The sequence below is a fragment of the Mycobacterium sp. E2479 genome (genome assembly GCF_001667925.1).
GTDB lineage: Bacteria > Actinomycetota > Actinomycetes > Mycobacteriales > Mycobacteriaceae > Mycobacterium.
On record NZ_LZJR01000086.1, the window covers coordinates 101,042 to 118,451 of the forward strand.

A 17,410-nucleotide genomic window follows, 5' to 3' on the forward strand; every position below is an offset into this window, starting at 1 on the left:
TCCGCCGACGCCAGTGGGAGAACTCTGTCGCTCACGCCTTCACCCCCGCGGGCAGCACGCCTCGCCAGGTTGCGCCGCGCACCGGGCCCGTGACCAGCGGCAAATCAAGCGTCGACAGCAAGCCGGTCGGGGCGGCCATCACCGCGGGGATGGCGTTGAGTTCGCGCATGACGGTCGCGTAGGTCAGGCCCCTCATGTTGTTGCCGCGACCATGCATCTCGATGTCGACGGTGTAGGTGGGTAGACCGTCGACGATGACCCGGTAGCCGCCGTGCGGTGACGGATGCCGCGGCCAATCAGGCGCAGCCCCCTTTCCCATTCTGGTGACATGTTCCAGCACGACTCGTTCCTCTCCGTTGACCATTCCGGCGAGTTTGAATCGCATGCCGCCCATGGTCCCAGGTTCGATCCACCCAGACGCAACCTCGTATCGCTCTGCTGCCAACCACTTTTCGATGGATGTTTCGACGCTCTCGAGCGGGAGTCCGACGCCGTCGGCGACCAGGTGGACAGTGGGTGCCCACAACGCGGCGAGACGGTCCGGGTCGAACAGCGGTGCTGGGTGGTCAGGGGGGTGCCCGAATCCCATGAAGTCGAACATGATGTCGGGTTGATTGATCGGACCGTAGTCGAGTAGCTCGAGCATCGTGATGCGGTCGACACGACTACTGAAGCCCGTCATAGTCAGCGCGATCACGTCGTTCGCCCAGCCGGGGTCAACACCGCTGTTGAAGAAGCTGGTGTCGCCCTCTACGCACGCCGCCGCAAGCAGTTCAACCGTTTCCTTGTCGGCCGCCGGCGGGTAGCACATGGGGACCAGCGAGGTGCACACCACATGCTTGCCCGCGCGCAGGCAGCGCGCGATGTCCTGCGCGGCATCGTGATAGCGGTAGTCACCCGATGCGAAGTAGGCCACCACGTCCGCCTTCATCGACAGCGCGGCTCCGATGTCCCGGGTGGCGATGACGCCGGTCGCGGGCATCCCGCACAGCTCGCCCGCATCCTTGCCGTCCTTGGCTTCGGCGTGCACCACCACGCCGGCAAGCTCGAGGCCTGGGTGCGCGATGAGGGCACGCAACGCACCGACCCCGACCTGGCCGGGACCCCACAGAATCACCCTTGGCTTCCGCTGACCTTCCGCCATCTGCACCCCTTCCGGCCAACACGGACCCGAACTGTGAGAACATCACTTCTCATATATTGATAACACCATTACCAGTAGCAGACGAGAAAGAGGCGAGCGGTGAGCGAGTACGAATTCCTGAAGTGGGACACATTCGACGACGGCATGATTGTTCGGATCTCGTTGAACCGCCCCGACCAGCGCAATGCCCAGAACCGCGGCATGCTTGTCGAACTCGATGACGCCTTTGCGCGCGCCGAGGCCGATGACACCGTTCGCGTGGTTATCCTCGCCGGCGAGGGCCCGATGTTCTCGTCCGGTCACGATATCGGCTCCAAACAGGCTCGCGCCGAGTTCAGCCCGGGGCCTGGCCAGCATCCGACCGTGACCGTCAACGGCGGTACCCGCGACGGCGCGGAGAGAACCATGCTGCAGGAATGGCATTACTTCTTCCAGAACAATCTGCGGTGGCGCAGTCTGCGCAAGATCACCATCGCCCAGGTCCACGGCGACGTTTTCTCCGCGGGGCTGATGCTGATCTGGGCTTGTGACCTCATCATCGGAAGCGAAGAGGTGCGCTTCGCCGATGTGGTCGGCACCCGGTTGGGGATGTGCGGGATGGAGTATTTCGGCCATCCGTGGGAATTCGGTCCGCGACGCACGAAGGAGCTCATGCTCACCGGCGACGCAATCGACATCGAAGAGGCTTACCGGCTGGGCATGGTCAGCAAGATCTTCAAGCGCGACGAACTGGCCGAGCGCACCCTGGATTTGGGACGACGCATCGCACAGGTGCCGACGATGGCGGCCCTGCTGATCAAGGAGTCGGTGAACCAGTCGGTTGACAACATGGGCTTCTACAACGCATTGCAGTCCTGCTTCGCCCTGCACCAGTTGAACCACTCCCACTGGGCGCAGATCCGCGAGGACAAACTCCCCACCGCGGGCGAGGAGCAGGGGGTGCCGAACTGGCGGACGGCTCCCCCGGTTGTCCTGGCCGTCAAGGACAAGGTGCGGTCGGACGCGTGACCGATATTGCTTCACCCACCGAACCGACGCCGCAACCCATGAACGTCACCATCGCGGGCCACCTCTTCGCCGGGTTGCCGTTCTACGACGTCGTCGATACCGACGACTCGGTCGTCGTCGATCTGCACAACCGTCCAGACCTGAGGAACATCCGCGGCGCGCTGCAGGGCGGGTTGGTCGCCACAGTCATCGACATCGCTGGCGGGCGGCTGGCGGTCAAGCACGCCGGGGACGCCGACGGTGCAGGCACCGCTGACATGTCCATCCATTTTCTGGCTCCGATCGTCGAAGGCCCGGCGCGCGCGACCGCCACGCTGGTGCGCGCGGGCAAGCGGTTGATAGTCGTCGGCGTTGACGTTCACGACGTCGGCCGAAACCGGCTGGCGGCGCGCGCGACGCTCAGCTTCGCGGTGCTGGCGCGCCGAGATCCAGGTCAACCCGCAGTGGCCCCGTAGCGCTCGTCGGCCACTCGGTCCAATGCGACGGCGGGCTCGCCGAAAACCATTGCCCAGCCCCGCACCCGGCGATAGTAGAGCTGGATGTCGCCTTCCATACCGAATCCGTATCCGCCGTGGATGTGCAAGCTGCGGCGCGTCGCGTCGCGCGCGGTTTCGTAGGCGAACGCGAAGGCCATGGCCGCCAGTTCGCGAACACGGTCCGGCTCGTCGGCGAATGCGCACGCCGCTTTCAGCCCGAGCAACCGCGCTCCGTCGGCGGCGGTGGCGCTGTCGGCCAACGGATGTGACACAGCCTGGAAGGTGCCGATCGCCGTCCCGAACGCATGGCGTTGTTTGGCGTAGTCGACACCGATCTCCACGGCCTTCCTGGCCGCACCCGCCAGCGCGACAGCGGTCAGTGTCAGCCACAGGTCGAGCGCCCCGGAGAACAGGTCGTGTGCCTGCTCTCCGGCGGCGAGCACGAGCGATTCAGGGCCAATCACGATGTCCGCCAGCGGCATTGACGCGAGATTTCTCACCGCGGTGCTGTTATTCCCGGTCGGCACTGCCAGCAGCCGCCCCTCGGCCAGGGCAATCACATGGTCTGCGACCGCGCCGGCGGGTACCAGTCCCAATTTCACTCCGCACCCGGCGCGAGGCGCGAAGGTGACCAGTTGGTCACCGGCGAGGACCGTGCTCAACAACTCTTTACCGGCCTCGCCCGAAGCGGCTAGCAATCGCGCGGCGACCTGCCCTTCGATGATCGGAGCCGACGCGATGGCCCTGCCGAACTGTTCGGCGATCAACGCGAGTTCCAACTCCGAGGCACCCCATCCCCCCGCCGCCTCGTCGACGGCCATCTCGACTGCCCCGGTCTCCAGCAGCGCCTTCCACAGCTTGAGATCGAAGCCCGACGGTTCCGCGGCCCGCACACGCTCGGAGGTCGACTCGCGCGCCAACAGTGCGGCGAACGAATCCACCAGCTGCCTCTGTTCGCCCGTCAAGCTCAGGTCCACGATCACCCGTCCCAATCACCCGCGGATATGGTTACTCTCAAATTTGAGAGTAACATTGTCGCGCACTGTGCCCGATTCGCGCGCGACTACAGATTGGCGTGCATACATGCATTTTCAGCTCGACGCAGCCTCCGCAAGCTACCGGGACGGCGTCCGCGCGCACCTGCGGGACGTATTGACCCCCGAATTCGAGGAGCAGATCTACCAGAGCGGTGTCGCACACGACGACGGATTCGCCAAAGCACTCGTCGAAAAGGGCTATTTCGCACCGTGCTGGCCTGTCGAGCTCGGCGGACAGGACCGCGGCATATGGGACGATCAGGTTCTCAAAGAAGAACTCATGCGCTTCGACGCGCCGATGTACCTTTCCGAGACGACCAGGATGGTGGCATCGATCATCCGCGAGATCGGTACCCCGCCAATGAAGGATCGCATCCTCGCCGGCGCGATCAACGGCGACATCACCATCGCCCTCGGCTTCACCGAGCCGGAGTGCGGGTCGGATGTCGCGGCGGCGGCCACCAAGGCCGTCCGCGACGGCGATGATTGGGTGATCAACGGCTCAAAGATGTTCACCACCAACGGTCACATCGCCGACTACATTTTCCTGCTCGCACGGACGAATCCCGATAAGCCCAAACACAAGGGCCTGACGATGTTCCTGGTGCCGCGTGATTCCAACGGCTTTGCGGCACAGGCGGTATGGACGCTCTCCGGAGAGCGAACGAACATCACTTTCTACAGCGACGTCCGCATCGGCGACGAGTGGCGGATCGGCGAAGTCGACGGTGGTTGGCAGGTGCTCGGGCTGTCCTTGCAGGATGAGCACGCGTCCGGCTGGGGCCCGCACCTGATCCGGCTGTTGCACCATGCGGAACGCTGGGCCACCACCACGTCCGACGACGGCTCGCGTCCCATTGCGAACGCAGACGTCCGGCGCCGGCTCGCCCGAGTCGCCATCGAGAGCGAGGTGTCGATGCTGTTGCAGCGGCGCTGCGTGTGGATGCTGGAGCAGGGCGAGATGCCGGTGGCCGAGGGACCGATGTCCAAGGTGTTCAGCACGGAGGCCCTTGAACGCGCCAGCCAGGACATCATCGAACTCGTGGGCCCAGATGGCCTTCGGAGCTATCTCGAACCGACCGCGCCTGAGCACGGTCGGTTCGACCACTCACTGCGCTTCTCTTTGGGCACCACGATCTACGCGGGCACCAGCGAGGTCCAGCGCACCATCATCGCCCAACGCGGGCTCGGCCTACCCCGTTAGCTTCTTGACCCGGCGAGCCGACGACGCACTGGGTCCCGCCTTGCGCGCGGGCCGGGCCTTGATGTCGTTAGCGGGCGGTGTCACAGCTTGTTTGCACCACGCCCACAATTGATCCTCGGTGAGCTTGGTTCCCTTGCCGCCCAAATGAAAAACGCCGATTTGAGCGAGCGCGGTGAGAGTGGTGTTCAGCAACGTGGTCAGCTGCGCGGGGGTCAGATCCGTGCGCACGAGTCCCGCCCGGGCACACGACGTGATGATCTTCGTCAGCAGCTTCAGGTGGGGCTCCCACACCTTGGCGAAGTCGTCCGGACGCTCGATTTCCAGGCTCAGGTTGTAGATGGTCATGACGCGGCCGCCGACAGCTTCCGACGACTCTGCCCGCGACAGGACACCGCGACAGAACGCCTCGAGTTGCTCCATCGGGCCGTCGGCCGCGGCAACGTCCTGCCGGATGTCCTCGGTGAACTGACTCGTGACGTTCTCGTAGAGCGCCAACATGAGTTCTTCTTTGCCGGCGAAGTGTTGGTAGAACGCCCGCAGGCTCAGATTGGACCTGTCGATGAGTGTCTGAATCGTGAAGTCGGCCTTGCCCGACTCCTCCACCAATTCCAGCGCGGTGGCCAGAAACCGCGAACTGCGGGCCAGGGCACGGGCCCTCGCGGTGCTCAGGCGCCGCTCGATCGTGCGCTGCTGCCAGCTACCCGGCAGCTCGACATCGGTATCTACCAATTCCAAGCCGGTTTCGACGTCTGAACCGGCGGGCTTCTTCGTAGGCATAATGCGGCCAGAATACGCGTTCTCCGTCAGAAATGCGCAATCTACCTACCCGTGTATGTTGATTGTCACTGCATGTAAGTGCGGATTTCCGCCCTATCCCTTCCTCGCCACCACGCGACCGCTCTGTCGGCCCTCCGGGCCACGAGCGCGCCTCCGACGACGGCCTCGGTCGGCACCGCATGGGTAAGCCATATCAGGCGCCGGGCGACTCCGACCCGATCCGATGCGGTACCGTGGAAACGGTCATTCTCGATTGCGGGAACTATCATGCCCGTTCTGAAGTCGTGGGCCGTTGTCGAAGGAGTGCAGCGTTGAGCGCAGATATCCTGATCGTCTCGCCGGACGACCACCTGGTGGAGCCGGCCGATCTCTGGACCAGCCGGCTGCCCGAGCGCTATAGGGACATCGGGCCGCGGATCGTACGCACCCGGGGCCGCATGGATCCGAGCGTCACTTCGGATGTCGCGTTCGTCGAAGACGACGAGGGACGCGACGCGGACATCTGGCACTACGAGGACGCGGTCATCCCGATCCCGCTCATCAGCGCGGCCGCCGGCTATGAGCTCGACGAGCTGAGCACCGATCCCATCACCTACGACGAGATGCGCCCAGGCTGCTACCGCCCCGCGGACCGGCTCGCCGACATGGACCTCGCCGGCATCGAAGCCTCGGCCTGCTTCCCCAACACTCTCGTCCGCTTCTGCGGCCAGCGTTTCCTGTACGGCAAGGACAAGGAACTCGCCAGGCTCTGCGTCGAGGCCTACAACGACTTCCAGATCGACGAGTGGGGCGGCAGCTCCAACGGTCGGTTGATCCCGCTCGGCATCATCCCGCTGTGGGACGTGGAACTGGCCGCCAAGGAGGTCGACAGGGTGGCGGCCCGTGGCATGCACGCGGTGTGCTTTTCCGAGCTGCCTTCTCGCCTCGACCTACCGTCGATTCACAGCGGCTACTGGGACCCGTTCTTCGCCGCCTGCGAACGAAACCAGGTGGGAATCATGCTGCACATCGGGTCGAGTTCTTCGCTCACCAAATCCTCGCCGGACTCGCCGCACGTCGTCACTAGCGCGCTGATGGCGGTCAACTGCACCATCGCCATGGTCGACTGGCTGTTCTCCGGCAAGCTCAGGCAGTTCCCGGACCTCAAGCTGGCCTTCGCCGAGGCGCAAGCGGGCTGGATCCCCTACTACCTGCAACGTGTCGACGAGGTCTGGGAGGACCGACGCGCCTGGGGTGGCATTCACCCGCTGCTGACCGAACCGCCGAGCACCCAAGTGCCCGGCCGAGTATGGTTCTCCACCTTCGGTGATTCGGTCGCATTTCGCATCCTCGATCTGGTCGGCGAGGACCAGCTCATGTTCGAGACCGACTACCCGCACAACGACACCAACTGGCCGCACAGCATGGAGGTCGCCAACAAGGCGACGGAGGGTCTCGACGAGGCGACCAAGCGAAAGGTGTTGTCCACCAACGCGAAGACGTTCTTTGGGATGGTGTAGCGCCGGCCCAAGCGCTACCAACCGCTATTAAGCGCTACAGCGCCTTCCACTCCGGCTTACGCTTCTCGAGGAAGGCGCGCGGCCCCTCGATGGCATCTTTCGTCAGCGCCACCTTCATCCGGTAGTTCTCGGCCAGTAGCTCTGCCTCGTAGATGGGCATCGTCAACCCCTTGCGCACCGCCATTCGTGAACCCCGCACCGCCAGCGGTGCATTCGAATTCACCACCTCGGCGATCTCCCACGCGCGCGCCATGAGCGCGTCGTGGGCGACCACCTCGGTGAAGACGCCCAAATCATAGGCACGCTGCGCGTCAAGCTTTTCGTGCTTGCCCATCAAGATCAACCGCATTGCCACCGGCAGCGGCAGGATCCGGGCAAGCCTGACCCCTTCGCGCCCGGATGTCACACCGATACTGACGTGCGGGTCCATCAACGTCGCGCGTTCAGACGCGACGGTGATATCGGCCGTAGTCACGAGGTCCATGCCGGCACCGCAGGCAATGCCGTTCACCGCGCAGATGATCGGCTTGGTCATGTGGAGCCAGGGCGGGGTCGCCTCCTGCGGTGCGTCCCACTGCCGCATCGAGCTCAGGATGGGCTCGCCCTGGTTGTCGATTCCCGCCGCGTTCTCCATGTCATGGTCGGCGGCCTTGTTGACGTCTGCCCCGACGCACAGGGCACGGCCGGAACCGGTGATGATTACCGTCCAGATGTCCTGCGAACGTTCGATTTCCGCATAGGCCACGGCTAATTCGGCGATCATCTGGTCGTTGATCGCGTTGAGCACCTCGGGACGGTTGAGGGTCACACACGCGGTGTGACCGCGAACCTCGACCTCGATCGTGTCGTACTGCGTCACCTGGTCAGGCTCCTTCTCTCAAAGCCTCCGCGGGAGGGCTGTTTTCACTCTGCGGCGGCAGCGACGCGAGCGGTCGGTTTGATACCCAGGATGTCGTGAAATCTTTCGCAGTAGCGAGGCCAGACATCGGGGTTCAGCAGGCGCGGCGGCATCGCGCCGGCGAAAATCGTCTGCCATTGCACCGCAGTCGCGACGGCGATGTCCCGCGCCGCCTCCACGGTGATGCCCGCGGTGTGCGGCGTCGCGACGACGTTATCGAGCTGCAACAGCGGGTTGTCCTGCCGTGGTGGCTCCTCGTGGAACACATCGAGGCCCGCTCCCGCGATGCCTCCGCTGACGAGTGCGTCGAGCAGTGCCTCCTCGTCATGGACCGGCCCGCGCGCCGTGGTGATGAAAAAAGCGGTCCGCTTCATCGCGGCGAATTGCGCTGTGCCGATGAGCCCTTGCGTCTCGCTCGTCAATGGGCAGGTCACCTGCACGAAGTCCGAACGCTCGATCAGCTCGGCAAGGGTCACCCGCCGCACGCCGCGACCTTGCGCTTTGGCATCGTCGAGGTACGGGTCGAAGACCAGCACCTCCATCCCGAATGGCGCACACAACTCTACGAGTCGGCCCCCTATGGCGCCGAGCCCGATCACACCGAGCGTCTTGCCGAGTAGCTGACTGCCTTGCACGGCAAGTCGATCTCCGAGGGGGCCGGCCCGCAAAGCCCGGTCCGAGACGGTGATCTTCTTCGCGAGGTCGAGCATGAATCCCAGTGCGTGCTCGGCCACCGCCTCGGCCCCCGGGCCGGAGTTGTTGCATACCGCGATTCCCGCGCGGGTGCAGGCATCGACGTCGATGACGTCGTATCCGGCCCCGGCCGAACAGACGGCGAGCAGGGAAGAACAGCGCTCGATCAGCTCCTTTCCCGCCAGCCACTGCGCGCCATCGGCCACGGCCGCGACATCGGTTCGCGTGGCAACTTGATAGCCGTGCGCTGACTCCAATGTGGCCCAACCCGTTTCGGCGGGTGCGCTGAGATCGAGTTTGACGACGTCGATGTCGGAGTGTTCGAGGATGTCCCCTGCGGCGGGGTCAGTCCACCGCTCGACAACCAACCGCGGTCGTGGCGCGCCGGTCATGTAGCTTGTGCGCCTGTCACGCCACCGGTCATGGCCGCGCCTTGGGTTTGGCCTGGGCTGCCTTGAACATGTCAGCCAGCGCGACGTCTACATTGCGGTAGTCATTACGGGCGATCGCGCCGTCGCGCCCGGGCACCACGTCATAGCCCAGCCGCAGATCCTTGTTTTCCATGTGGAAATACTCGCGACCGATCGGCAGACGACGATCCTCGCGCGCGACCTCCATCCAGGCGCGCAGGAAACAGCGGGCTTTCTTCGGGTCGTTACTACTGACGAAGTCGGACCGCGAGTGGCACATGGCGAAGTTGTTGGCCACCGCCGCTTCGCCTGATTCCAAACGGAATTCGACCTGCTGCTCGACGAGTACGTTGCGCAGCAGCTCGACGGCCTCTTGTTGCTTCGAGGTGAACGCGCGCCCAAGGGTCTGCATGGCCGGGAAGATGCTGCTGTAGGTAAAATTGATGCAGATTCGTCCGTCGATCTGCGAGAAGACCGGGACGTCGTAGGGCGTGATGTCGGGCTGATCGTCGGGTTGTTCGCTGCGCCGGTGATGTGGAAACCCTTGGTAGAGCACGTCAAGCAAATCCGGGCGTTCGGCCAGGATGCGGTTGTGCGCGGCAGGTCCGCTCGCAAACTGGCTCTCCCCGCCCTGTGCCGCCGGATATACGCACAGCAGGGACAGGATGTCGGCGGCGTCGTTGTGCATGGCCAGTTCCGCGCGGGATTTGGTGCCGCGTGCGGGTTGCACACCGCCGGGCAGGATCTCCTCTTGAACGCGCACCATCCGGTGCCCGAAGGAGTTGTTCGACACGAGATATCCGAGGTGTGTGCAGAATGCCCAGTAGATGCGCTCGAGGTCCTCGATCGGATGCTGTTCGACCGGAAATCCGCGCACGCACGCAAGGCCCTTGCCGAACATCAAATCCTGGTAGAGCCGCGCCAGATCGTCGTCGAGGTCTGGGTGCCGGGCGTCCTCGGGCGTGATGTCATCTCGGTCCTTTTTTGCGGTTGTAACCAGGATCGATTCCAGCGCAGCCACATTGCGGGCGGACAGGTCGAACGCGAAATCTTCCTTGCTGGTGAAGTCGGCGCCGGTCCAGGCCATTGGGTCGGTGACGGGTTTGGTGTAGATGGCTGTCGGCATCCGGTCCTCCTGATGTGTTGACGTCGCCTCGGCTATCGGTGTCATTCGTCAAGCTGGTTCCCGTGATGGGCCCTCCAGTCCGCGGAGCGCTTGTGCGCGGGTCGTGGCCGCCTCGGTCATCATCCCGATGTCAGTCCCCGCCGAGATAAATCGCAATCCCAGTCCCACGAACCTCTTCAGCAGGTCAAGGGACTTAATTCCGGCTATCCCGAGCGCCACGCCGTGACTACGACAAGCCGCCGCGACCGATTCTACTGCACGGTGGAAATGCTCATTCTCATACTGTCCGTGTATCCCCATTTCGGCGGTCAAGTCACTCGGCCCCAGGAGGATCATGTCGATGCCGTCGACCGACGCGATGGAGTCGGATGCCTCCACGGCCTCCGGGGTCTCGATCATCACCGCCACGACCGTGCGTTGTTCGAGCGACTCCACCAGTTGCGGCGCCGGTCGTGGTTGATACCCGCTGACCGCATTGGCGCCAGATACTGACCGATTACCGATAGGCGGAAACCTCGCGGCGCGAACCACGGATTCCGCTTCTTTTTTCGAATTAACGTGCGGCACAATGATTCCTACCGCGCTGCCATCGAGAACCCGCGCTATAACGCTCGGATCGTGGGAAGGAACTCGCACCAGGCCGGAAATCCCGGCACCCAGCGCGCTCACACATAGCATCTGCGCCGTATCCAGGGATGTCGACGTGTGCTCGAGATCGACGTACACGGCGTCATACCCGCATGCCGCCGCGACAGCCGGAACGTCGGGAGTGCGTGTGTTGAGCAGCGCCAGGCACAGCACAAGTGCGTCTCCTCGCAACGCATCGCGCAGCGCTGTCGTCATAGGCCCACGTTAGCCGACCGAGAATAGCGTTTCCATATTTCCGTCAACGAGCATTATCGGCTGCAGCGATGATGTGATAACCATTAGCTATGCCGACCAACCGCGTCGCGATCGTGGGTGCAGCTCTTTCCGACTGCGGTCGGGTTCCCGACAAGACCGCGATGGCACTGATGGCGCAGTCCTCGCGCCGAGCCATCGCCGACGCGGGCCTAGGCAAGCACGATATCGACGGCTTCGGCGGGCACGGCACGCTGCTGCCGCCGGTGGAAGTCAGCGAATACCTCGGCCTGCGACCGGCTTGGGTCGATGCGACGAATGTCGGCGGATCATCCTGGGAAGTGATGGCCGGGCACGCCGCCGCCGCGATCGCGGCCGGCGAGATCGAGGTCGTTCTGTTGACCTACGGATCGACCGCCCGTTCCGACGTCAAGCGCCGGGTACGCGGGTCGGCTGCTGCACTGGGCACCGGCGGCGTATTGCAGTACGAGGCGCCGTACGGCGCCACCCTGATCGCCAAGTACGCGATGGCGGCCAGGCGGCACATGATCGAATTCGGCACCACCGTGGACCAGTTGGCCGAAGTCGCCGTGGCGGCCCACGAGTGGGCGGCCATGACCGACAACGCATTTGAGCGTGACCGCATCACCCTTGCAGACGTCGCCGCCGCGCCAATGCTGGCCGATCCGTTTACCTCCAAGCATGTGTGCCTGCGCACCGATGGCGGTGGCTCCGTTGTGCTCGCCAACGAGCGGGTGGCTAAAGCTTGCGCGAAGGAACCGATTTGGATCCTCGGTGCTGCTGATGCGACGTCGCACGTCAGCATGGGCCAGTGGCCCGATTTCACGACGTCGGCGGCGGCACGCTCCGGCCCGAAGGCGTTTGCGCAGGCGGGCGTGCGCCCGGCCGACATCGATGTGTGCCAGCTCTACGACTCCTTCACGTCCACCGTCCTGCTGACCGTGGAGGACCTCGGCTTCTGCGCCAAGGGCGAAGGCGGGTCCTTCATCGAGTCCGGGGCCCTTCGCCCTGGGGGCGCGCTGCCGACGAACACCGATGGCGGCGGCCTGGCGTCGTGCCACCCCGGCATGCGGGGCATGTTCCTGATGGTCGAGGCGGTCAGACAGTTGCGGGGAGAATGCGGACAGCGCCAGGTCAGCGGGGCCCGGCTGGCATGCGTCCATGCGATGGGTGGTTTCTTCACCCATAGCGCCACGATGATTCTCGGGAGGCAGTAGTGACGGCTCCTGATCGGCCCACGACCGATGCCGACAGCCAAGCATGGTGGTCGGCCATCCAGGACCGAAGGCTGACGGTCAACGGCTGCCGGTCCTGCGGTCAGACCTCCCTCTACGCGCGGCCGTTCTGCCCGCATTGTTGGAGTGAGGACGTCGAGTTGGCGGTGGCCAGCGGTCGCGCGCGCCTGTACACCTGGAGTGTCATCCATCAGAATGGCGCACCCTTCGATGCGCGCACGCCCTACGTGCTGGCGATGGTGGACCTCGCCGAGGGGCCCCGGCTGATGACAGTCGTTGAGAACTGCCGCGTGGAAGACCTCCGCGCCGAGATGGAGTTGGTGATCGCCTACCGCGAGGGGGAAAACGGGTTCGTCGTCCCGGTATTCCACCCGGCAAGCCTGTAGGGCCCCTGCGGGGCACCACCCTCACCCGGTCACGACAAGACGCGCGGCCAGCAAACGCTGCCGGCCTGCGGACCGCGCATCGAGTGTGTTCCTATCGATCTTCCCATTGGCGTTGACGGGAAGTGACTCCTCCCAGAACACCAGTTCCTCGGGCAGCTTGTATTTGGGCAACCCCGCCGACACGAGCGCATTGGCGACGTCCGACAACGACATCTGGACATCGGTGTCGAGAACCATTGCCATTGCCAGCCGCTCCCCGGTCACAGCGTCGGCGACGGAGTATGCCGCGCATTCTCGTACTCCGTCGATCCGCGCGACAGCCTCTTCGACCTCCGCTGTGGGAATCTTCATCCCGTTGCGGATCACGATCTCTTTGATCCGGCCGATGATCCGTATCCGACCGTCGGTCAGGTCCGCCACATCGCCTGTGCGGAACCAGTCCCCGTCGAAGGCTTCGGCGTCGTCCGAGGCGTCGGTGTATCCGAGGAACGCATGCGGACCACGGACACAGCATTCCGTCGGGTCGCCGGCGGAGCCGACCCGCACATCCACGTCATTGAGCGGGACGCCGTCATCGGCGTGGCGCACCTGTGCGGGCTCGCCGCGCAGGCCCGAGGTGCTCACCGGCACTTCGGACGATCCGTATGCCCGCATGACGATGATGCCGAACTCGTTCTCGATTCGCTCCACGATGCGCCGATCCAACATGGTGCCGCCGAGATACACTGCACGCAAAGGGATTTTCCTGTTTCGGGCCACCGCCTCGTCGAGCATCCGGTTCAGCAGCCGATCAGGGCCGCCGTACCATGTCGCAGCGGAATCGACCAGCAGATCACACGTCGCCGCCGGGTCCCATCGGTCCTCGAGAGTCACCGGTGCCGCGAGCATCGGACCGATGAACAGCGCCTGCACCACCCCGGTAACCGATGCCAGCGGGCTGATCAGAAAGATCCGGTCGTCCGGACCCAGGCCCGCCCCCGCGATGTAGTTCGCCGACGCCTTGATCAGCGTGCTCAAGGAGTGGATCACGCCCTTGGGTCGAGACGTCGTGCCCGAGGTATAGAGCACAAAGCAGGGCTCGTCGGCCGACCGCGCTGGACGCAACGCCTGCGCGGCACCCACCGGCTCGCCGGCGCACGGTTCGATCCAGCAACAACGCCCAGCCAGGGCTGGTTCAGCGCCGGCGGCCCAGTTCGGCGCTGCGCCGAATTCGGCACCGGTGCGCGTGAGAATGTCCGCGATCTGTCTGGTTCCCGCACTGCGCGGCACGAGCAGCACCACCGCATCGGCGCGCAGCGCCGCGTGGACCGCTACCACCGAGTCCACATCGTTACCGACAACCACGACAATCGCGCTGCCCGGCGCCACGCCGGCATTCACCATGGCGTGGGCGGCCGCATCGACCCGCTTGTCCAGTTCACCGTAGGTCAATTCGGTTCCCCGATCGACGACGGCCGTCCGAGCGGAGTGCCGCGCCGCGGTGGATCGCAGCACGTCGACGGGCTGCGCTGTCCAGAAACCGGCTGCGCGGTAGCCGGGTCGCATTTGTTCGGCTCGCCGGCGCGCATGTCGCAGCAACTCAGTCGGGCCGCTCATGGTGCTTCCTCCGATGCAAATGATTGTTCTCGATTGAGTAAATGTAACCTCTCACACATGCAGTCAATGACTTTCGACAACCAGGTAGCCATCGTGACCGGGGCCGGCGGCGGTTTGGGCCGCTGCCACGCCTTGGAGCTCGCTCGGCGCGGTGCGCGAGTCGTGGTCAACGACCTGGGTAGCGCGGTGGACGGCAGTGGTGCCTCGACATCGGCGGCCGAAAGCGTGGTCGATGAGATCGCCGCCGCAGGTGGGACGGCGATCGCTAACCATGACTCGGTCGCCACCGAGGCGGGGGGCGCGGCCATCGTGGCGGCGGCGATGGACGCCTTCGGGCAGGTGGACATTCTGATCAACAACGCGGGAATCCTGCGCGATGCCGCGTTCAAGAACATGACGGCCGATCAAATCGACGCGGTGATTACAGTCCACCTCGAGGGCACGTTCAACGTGACGCGCGCGGTATGGCCGATCATGCGCGAGCAAAACTACGGACGGATCGTCCAGACGACTTCGGGGACCGGGCTTTTCGGCAACTTCGGTCAGGCGAATTACGGCGCGGCGAAGATGGGCGTGGTCGGGATGATGCACGTGCTGGCCATCGAGGGACAGCGCAACGGTATCGCCATCAACGCCATCGCACCAATCGCGCGTACGCGGATGACCGAGGACATCATGGGCGAGGCGGGTAAGGCCATGGACCCAGAACTCGTCACCCCGGTGGTCGTCTACCTGTCACACCGCAGCTGTGATCGAACGGCCCACATCTACTCGGTGGGCGGCGGCCAGGTTTCGCGTGTCTTCATCGGAGTCACCAAGGGCATCGAGGATGGTGGGCTCACCGCAGAGGCCGTGGCCGACTCGATCGACCGGATCGACGACAGTTCGACATTCACGATCCGCGGGGGGCCGACGAAGGGCTGAACCTCAGAACCCTTGGAATCGCGGCGTGCGTCGCTCGGCGAACGCCCGTAAACCCTCAGTCAAGTCCGCAGTCTGCGACACGACCTCCTGCGCCCACGCCTCCTGTTCGAATGCGCGATCGCGACCGGACTCCGACGACACCGCCAACAATCGCTTGGTGAGTGCGAGCATCACCGTCGGGCCGGCGGCGAGCCGTCCGACGATCTCTTCGGCCGTGGCGTCGGCGTCGTCGGGCGCGACGACGCGGTTGACGAGCCCCAGGCGCTCGCACGTCGCGGCATCGACGGGCTCGCCGAGCATCAGCAGTTCTGTGGCCTTACGCAGCCCCACGATTCGGGTCAGGAGGTGAATGGCGCCCGAATCCGGCAGGATCCCCCGGTGCACGAACGCTTCGACAAGCTTTGCCTCCGTGGACATGACGACCAGATCGCACGCCAGCACCAGACTGGCCCCCGCGCCCGCAGCGGTGCCCCGGACCGCGGCGACCACTGGTTTGTCGCAGTCCAATATGGACGCAACCAACCGCTGCCACCCCTGCTGGAGCATCCGAGCGACATCGCCGGGCCGCTTGTCGGCAACGGGTTGCGCGGACGGGTCGGCGTCCGACGCCCGTGGCGCCAGGCCCGCGCCCGCACAGAAGTGTCGCTCGCCCGTCGCGCGCAACAGCACGGCACGAACACCGGGATCGTTGTGCGCCCGCGTGAATGCATCCGTGAGCGCATCACGAGCTAAGGGCGACAACGAATTTCCGACATCGGGCCGGTCGATGGTAATTCGTTGCACTCCGTCGTCACCGACGGCCACCACGATGCCCGGCGCTTCGTCTCTCATCATCGCGTCCCCTGCGTTAACTGCGTTTCCGTTTTTCGGGTATCTTAATTCTCATGCCGGAAACCGGTCACATTACCGACGAGGGACTGGCCCGGCTGCGCGCGACAATCGGTATCGCCGTTCCGCATACCCAGCCGCCTCATTACTTTCGCCCGAACGAGGACAGCTTCCGCCACGTGGCTGAGAGCTACGGCGACGCCAACCCGCTGTGGGCCGATCCCGAGTACGCTGCCAAATCCGTGTGGGGCGAGTCCATCGCCCCGCCGGCGCTGGTCGGCGGTGACACGTTGATCGGTGAGGACGAGGTGACCACGCTCTCCGATGAAGACCGCGAACTGACCAAAGGCGATCCGTTGCGCGGCGTCCATGCCTTCTACGCCTCGTCGTCGCGCGAATGGTGGGCACCCTTGCGCGCTAACCACCGGGTCTTCCGGCGCAACGCTCTGGTCGCAGCGTTGGACAAGACGAGCGAATTCGCCGACCGCGCCGTCCACGAATGGTCGGCACAGGTGTTTCGCGACGACGAAGGCGTCATCCTGGGTGGCCAGTATCGCAACATGATCCGGACCGAGCGCAGCAAGGCGCGCGGGCGCAAGAAGTATGACGAAGTCGAACTGAAGTCTTGGAACCCCGATGAGATCGCGGAACTGGACGAGAGATACGCGCACGAGTCGCCGCGCGGCGCCGAACCGCGATGGTGGGAGGACGTCAATGATGGCGACGACGTCGGGCCGTTGACGAAAGGCCCGCTCACGGTCACCGACATGGTCTGTTGGCATGTCGGCATGGGGACCGGAATGTATGGCGTGCGTCCCCTGCGGCTGGCATGGCGCAACCGGCGCCGCATTCCTCGCTTTTATACGCCCAACGAATACGGTGTGCCCGATGCGCAGCAGCGCGTGCACTGGGAGCCTGACGCCGCCCGCAATGCGGGTAATCCCACCACCTTCGACTACGGTCGCATGCGCGAGACGTGGCTCATCCACTTGTGCACGGACTGGATGGGTGACGACGGATGGCTGTGGAAGCTCGGCTGCGAGTTCCGGCTGTTCAACTACGTCGGCGACCTGCACACCATCACTGGAAGGGTGGTGCACAAGTACCTCGCCGCGGGTGACCGTCCCGCCGTCGACCTCGAGCTGGCTGCGACCAACCACCGTGGCCAGGTCACGGCGCCCGGGTACGCGACGATTTTGCTGCCCAGCCGCGAGCACGGACCCGTCCGGCTTCCGGATCCACCCGGCGGGGCGAGGAACCTCGCGGAGCTGCTCACCGTGGTGTCAGCACAATTCACCGAGCGCTGAG

17 protein-coding genes are annotated in these 17,410 nt (G+C 64.7%); 8 read left to right on the top strand and 9 right to left on the bottom strand.

From position 1 onward, the window contains the following. Positions 1-31 precede the first annotated feature (31 nt). Positions 32-1,117 carry a dihydrodipicolinate reductase gene (locus A5686_RS12660; protein ID WP_067934732.1) on the bottom strand — a complete coding sequence of 362 codons (1,086 nt, stop codon included), beginning with the start codon at positions 1,115-1,117 and terminating at the stop codon, positions 32-34. Between the two features lie 126 nt (positions 1,118-1,243). Here A5686_RS12660 and A5686_RS12665 point away from each other — a divergent pair, with 126 nt between their 5' ends. Further along, positions 1,244-2,152 carry an enoyl-CoA hydratase gene (locus tag A5686_RS12665; protein WP_067934542.1) on the top strand — a complete coding sequence of 303 codons (909 nt, stop codon included), beginning with the start codon at positions 1,244-1,246 and terminating at the stop codon, positions 2,150-2,152. Between the two features lie 38 nt (positions 2,153-2,190). Then, on the top strand, positions 2,191-2,607 hold the full coding sequence (locus tag A5686_RS12670; RefSeq protein WP_067934544.1) for a PaaI family thioesterase: 417 nt from the start codon (positions 2,191-2,193) through the stop codon (positions 2,605-2,607). Here the strand turns inward: A5686_RS12670 and A5686_RS12675 are convergent. Then, positions 2,586-3,605 carry an acyl-CoA dehydrogenase family protein gene (locus A5686_RS12675; protein ID WP_067934733.1) on the bottom strand — a complete coding sequence of 340 codons (1,020 nt, stop codon included), beginning with the start codon at positions 3,603-3,605 and terminating at the stop codon, positions 2,586-2,588. The genes A5686_RS12670 and A5686_RS12675 overlap by 22 nt on opposite strands. Before the next feature lie 106 nt (positions 3,606-3,711). On the opposite strand from A5686_RS12675, the gene A5686_RS12680 reads away from it, so the two are divergent. Continuing rightward, a complete protein-coding gene (locus A5686_RS12680) occupies positions 3,712-4,869 on the top strand; it encodes an acyl-CoA dehydrogenase family protein (protein WP_067934545.1) in 1,158 nt (385 codons plus the stop codon). On the opposite strand, the gene A5686_RS12685 is transcribed toward A5686_RS12680, so the two are convergent. Further along, on the bottom strand, positions 4,858-5,646 hold the full coding sequence (locus A5686_RS12685) for a TetR/AcrR family transcriptional regulator (RefSeq protein ID WP_064951555.1): 789 nt from the start codon (positions 5,644-5,646) through the stop codon (positions 4,858-4,860). The genes A5686_RS12680 and A5686_RS12685 overlap by 12 nt on opposite strands. A gap of 311 nt (positions 5,647-5,957) precedes the next feature. On the opposite strand from A5686_RS12685, the gene A5686_RS12695 reads away from it, so the two are divergent. After that, on the top strand, positions 5,958-7,145 hold the full coding sequence (locus tag A5686_RS12695; RefSeq protein WP_067934548.1) for an amidohydrolase family protein: 1,188 nt from the start codon (positions 5,958-5,960) through the stop codon (positions 7,143-7,145). A gap of 34 nt (positions 7,146-7,179) precedes the next feature. Here A5686_RS12695 and A5686_RS12700 read toward each other — a convergent pair whose 3' ends face one another. From A5686_RS12700 to A5686_RS12715, 4 genes are read right to left on the bottom strand one after another with little or no spacing between them, the layout of a single operon-like run. Then, the gene (locus A5686_RS12700) at positions 7,180-8,004 is read right to left on the bottom strand and encodes an enoyl-CoA hydratase/isomerase family protein (protein WP_064951552.1); all 825 of its coding nucleotides are present in this window, start codon (positions 8,002-8,004) and stop codon (positions 7,180-7,182) included. 44 nt (positions 8,005-8,048) lie between these two features. After that, on the bottom strand, positions 8,049-9,128 hold the full coding sequence (locus A5686_RS12705) for a hydroxyacid dehydrogenase (protein ID WP_067934550.1): 1,080 nt from the start codon (positions 9,126-9,128) through the stop codon (positions 8,049-8,051). Between the two features lie 28 nt (positions 9,129-9,156). Continuing rightward, complete coding sequence (locus A5686_RS12710; protein WP_067934551.1) at positions 9,157-10,272, bottom strand: TauD/TfdA family dioxygenase; 1,116 nt, start codon at positions 10,270-10,272, stop codon at positions 9,157-9,159. A 48-nt stretch (positions 10,273-10,320) separates the two neighbouring features. Continuing rightward, positions 10,321-11,115 (bottom strand): HpcH/HpaI aldolase/citrate lyase family protein, encoded by a 795-nt coding sequence (locus tag A5686_RS12715; RefSeq protein WP_067934553.1) that lies wholly within the window; start codon positions 11,113-11,115, stop codon positions 10,321-10,323. An 89-nt stretch (positions 11,116-11,204) separates the two neighbouring features. On the opposite strand from A5686_RS12715, the gene A5686_RS12720 reads away from it, so the two are divergent. Together A5686_RS12720 and A5686_RS12725 are read left to right on the top strand one after the other, a co-directional pair. Then, positions 11,205-12,350, top strand: a complete 1,146-nt coding sequence (locus A5686_RS12720; protein ID WP_067934555.1) for an acetyl-CoA acetyltransferase — start codon at positions 11,205-11,207, stop codon at positions 12,348-12,350. After that, positions 12,350-12,754 carry a Zn-ribbon domain-containing OB-fold protein gene (locus A5686_RS12725; protein WP_067934556.1) on the top strand — a complete coding sequence of 135 codons (405 nt, stop codon included), beginning with the start codon at positions 12,350-12,352 and terminating at the stop codon, positions 12,752-12,754. The genes A5686_RS12720 and A5686_RS12725 overlap by 1 nt, the downstream gene beginning before the upstream one ends. Positions 12,755-12,775: 21 nt before the next feature. Here A5686_RS12725 and A5686_RS12730 read toward each other — a convergent pair whose 3' ends face one another. Continuing rightward, complete coding sequence (locus A5686_RS12730; protein WP_082947620.1) at positions 12,776-14,299, bottom strand: class I adenylate-forming enzyme family protein; 1,524 nt, start codon at positions 14,297-14,299, stop codon at positions 12,776-12,778. A gap of 108 nt (positions 14,300-14,407) precedes the next feature. Here A5686_RS12730 and A5686_RS12735 point away from each other — a divergent pair, with 108 nt between their 5' ends. Further along, on the top strand, positions 14,408-15,274 hold the full coding sequence (locus A5686_RS12735; RefSeq protein WP_067934560.1) for an SDR family NAD(P)-dependent oxidoreductase: 867 nt from the start codon (positions 14,408-14,410) through the stop codon (positions 15,272-15,274). A gap of 3 nt (positions 15,275-15,277) precedes the next feature. Here the strand turns inward: A5686_RS12735 and A5686_RS12740 are convergent, their stop codons facing one another. After that, positions 15,278-16,105 carry an enoyl-CoA hydratase/isomerase family protein gene (locus A5686_RS12740; RefSeq protein ID WP_067934735.1) on the bottom strand — a complete coding sequence of 276 codons (828 nt, stop codon included), beginning with the start codon at positions 16,103-16,105 and terminating at the stop codon, positions 15,278-15,280. 53 nt (positions 16,106-16,158) lie between these two features. On the opposite strand from A5686_RS12740, the gene A5686_RS12745 reads away from it, so the two are divergent. Continuing rightward, complete coding sequence (locus tag A5686_RS12745; RefSeq protein WP_067934561.1) at positions 16,159-17,409, top strand: hypothetical protein; 1,251 nt, start codon at positions 16,159-16,161, stop codon at positions 17,407-17,409. The last annotated feature ends 1 nt before the right edge of the window (position 17,410 follow it).

Bases quoted from the DNA above. Each gene is read 5' to 3' on its own strand.
- A5686_RS12670 (WP_067934544.1), top strand. From the start codon at position 2,191: ATGAACGTCACCATCGCGGGCCACCTCTTCGCCGGGTTGCCGTTCTAC.
- A5686_RS12680 (WP_067934545.1), top strand. From the start codon at position 3,712: ATGCATTTTCAGCTCGACGCAGCCTCCGCAAGCTACCGGGACGGCGTC.
- A5686_RS12685 (WP_064951555.1), bottom strand. From the start codon at position 5,646: ATGCCTACGAAGAAGCCCGCCGGTTCAGACGTCGAAACCGGCTTGGAA.
- A5686_RS12705 (WP_067934550.1), bottom strand. From the start codon at position 9,128: ATGACCGGCGCGCCACGACCGCGGTTGGTTGTCGAGCGGTGGACTGAC.
- A5686_RS12710 (WP_067934551.1), bottom strand. From the start codon at position 10,272: ATGCCGACAGCCATCTACACCAAACCCGTCACCGACCCAATGGCCTGG.
- A5686_RS12715 (WP_067934553.1), bottom strand. From the start codon at position 11,115: ATGACGACAGCGCTGCGCGATGCGTTGCGAGGAGACGCACTTGTGCTG.
- A5686_RS12720 (WP_067934555.1), top strand. From the start codon at position 11,205: ATGCCGACCAACCGCGTCGCGATCGTGGGTGCAGCTCTTTCCGACTGC.
- A5686_RS12730 (WP_082947620.1), bottom strand. From the start codon at position 14,299: ATGCGACCCGGCTACCGCGCAGCCGGTTTCTGGACAGCGCAGCCCGTC.
- A5686_RS12735 (WP_067934560.1), top strand. From the start codon at position 14,408: ATGCAGTCAATGACTTTCGACAACCAGGTAGCCATCGTGACCGGGGCC.
- A5686_RS12740 (WP_067934735.1), bottom strand. From the start codon at position 16,105: ATGAGAGACGAAGCGCCGGGCATCGTGGTGGCCGTCGGTGACGACGGA.
- A5686_RS12745 (WP_067934561.1), top strand. From the start codon at position 16,159: ATGCCGGAAACCGGTCACATTACCGACGAGGGACTGGCCCGGCTGCGC.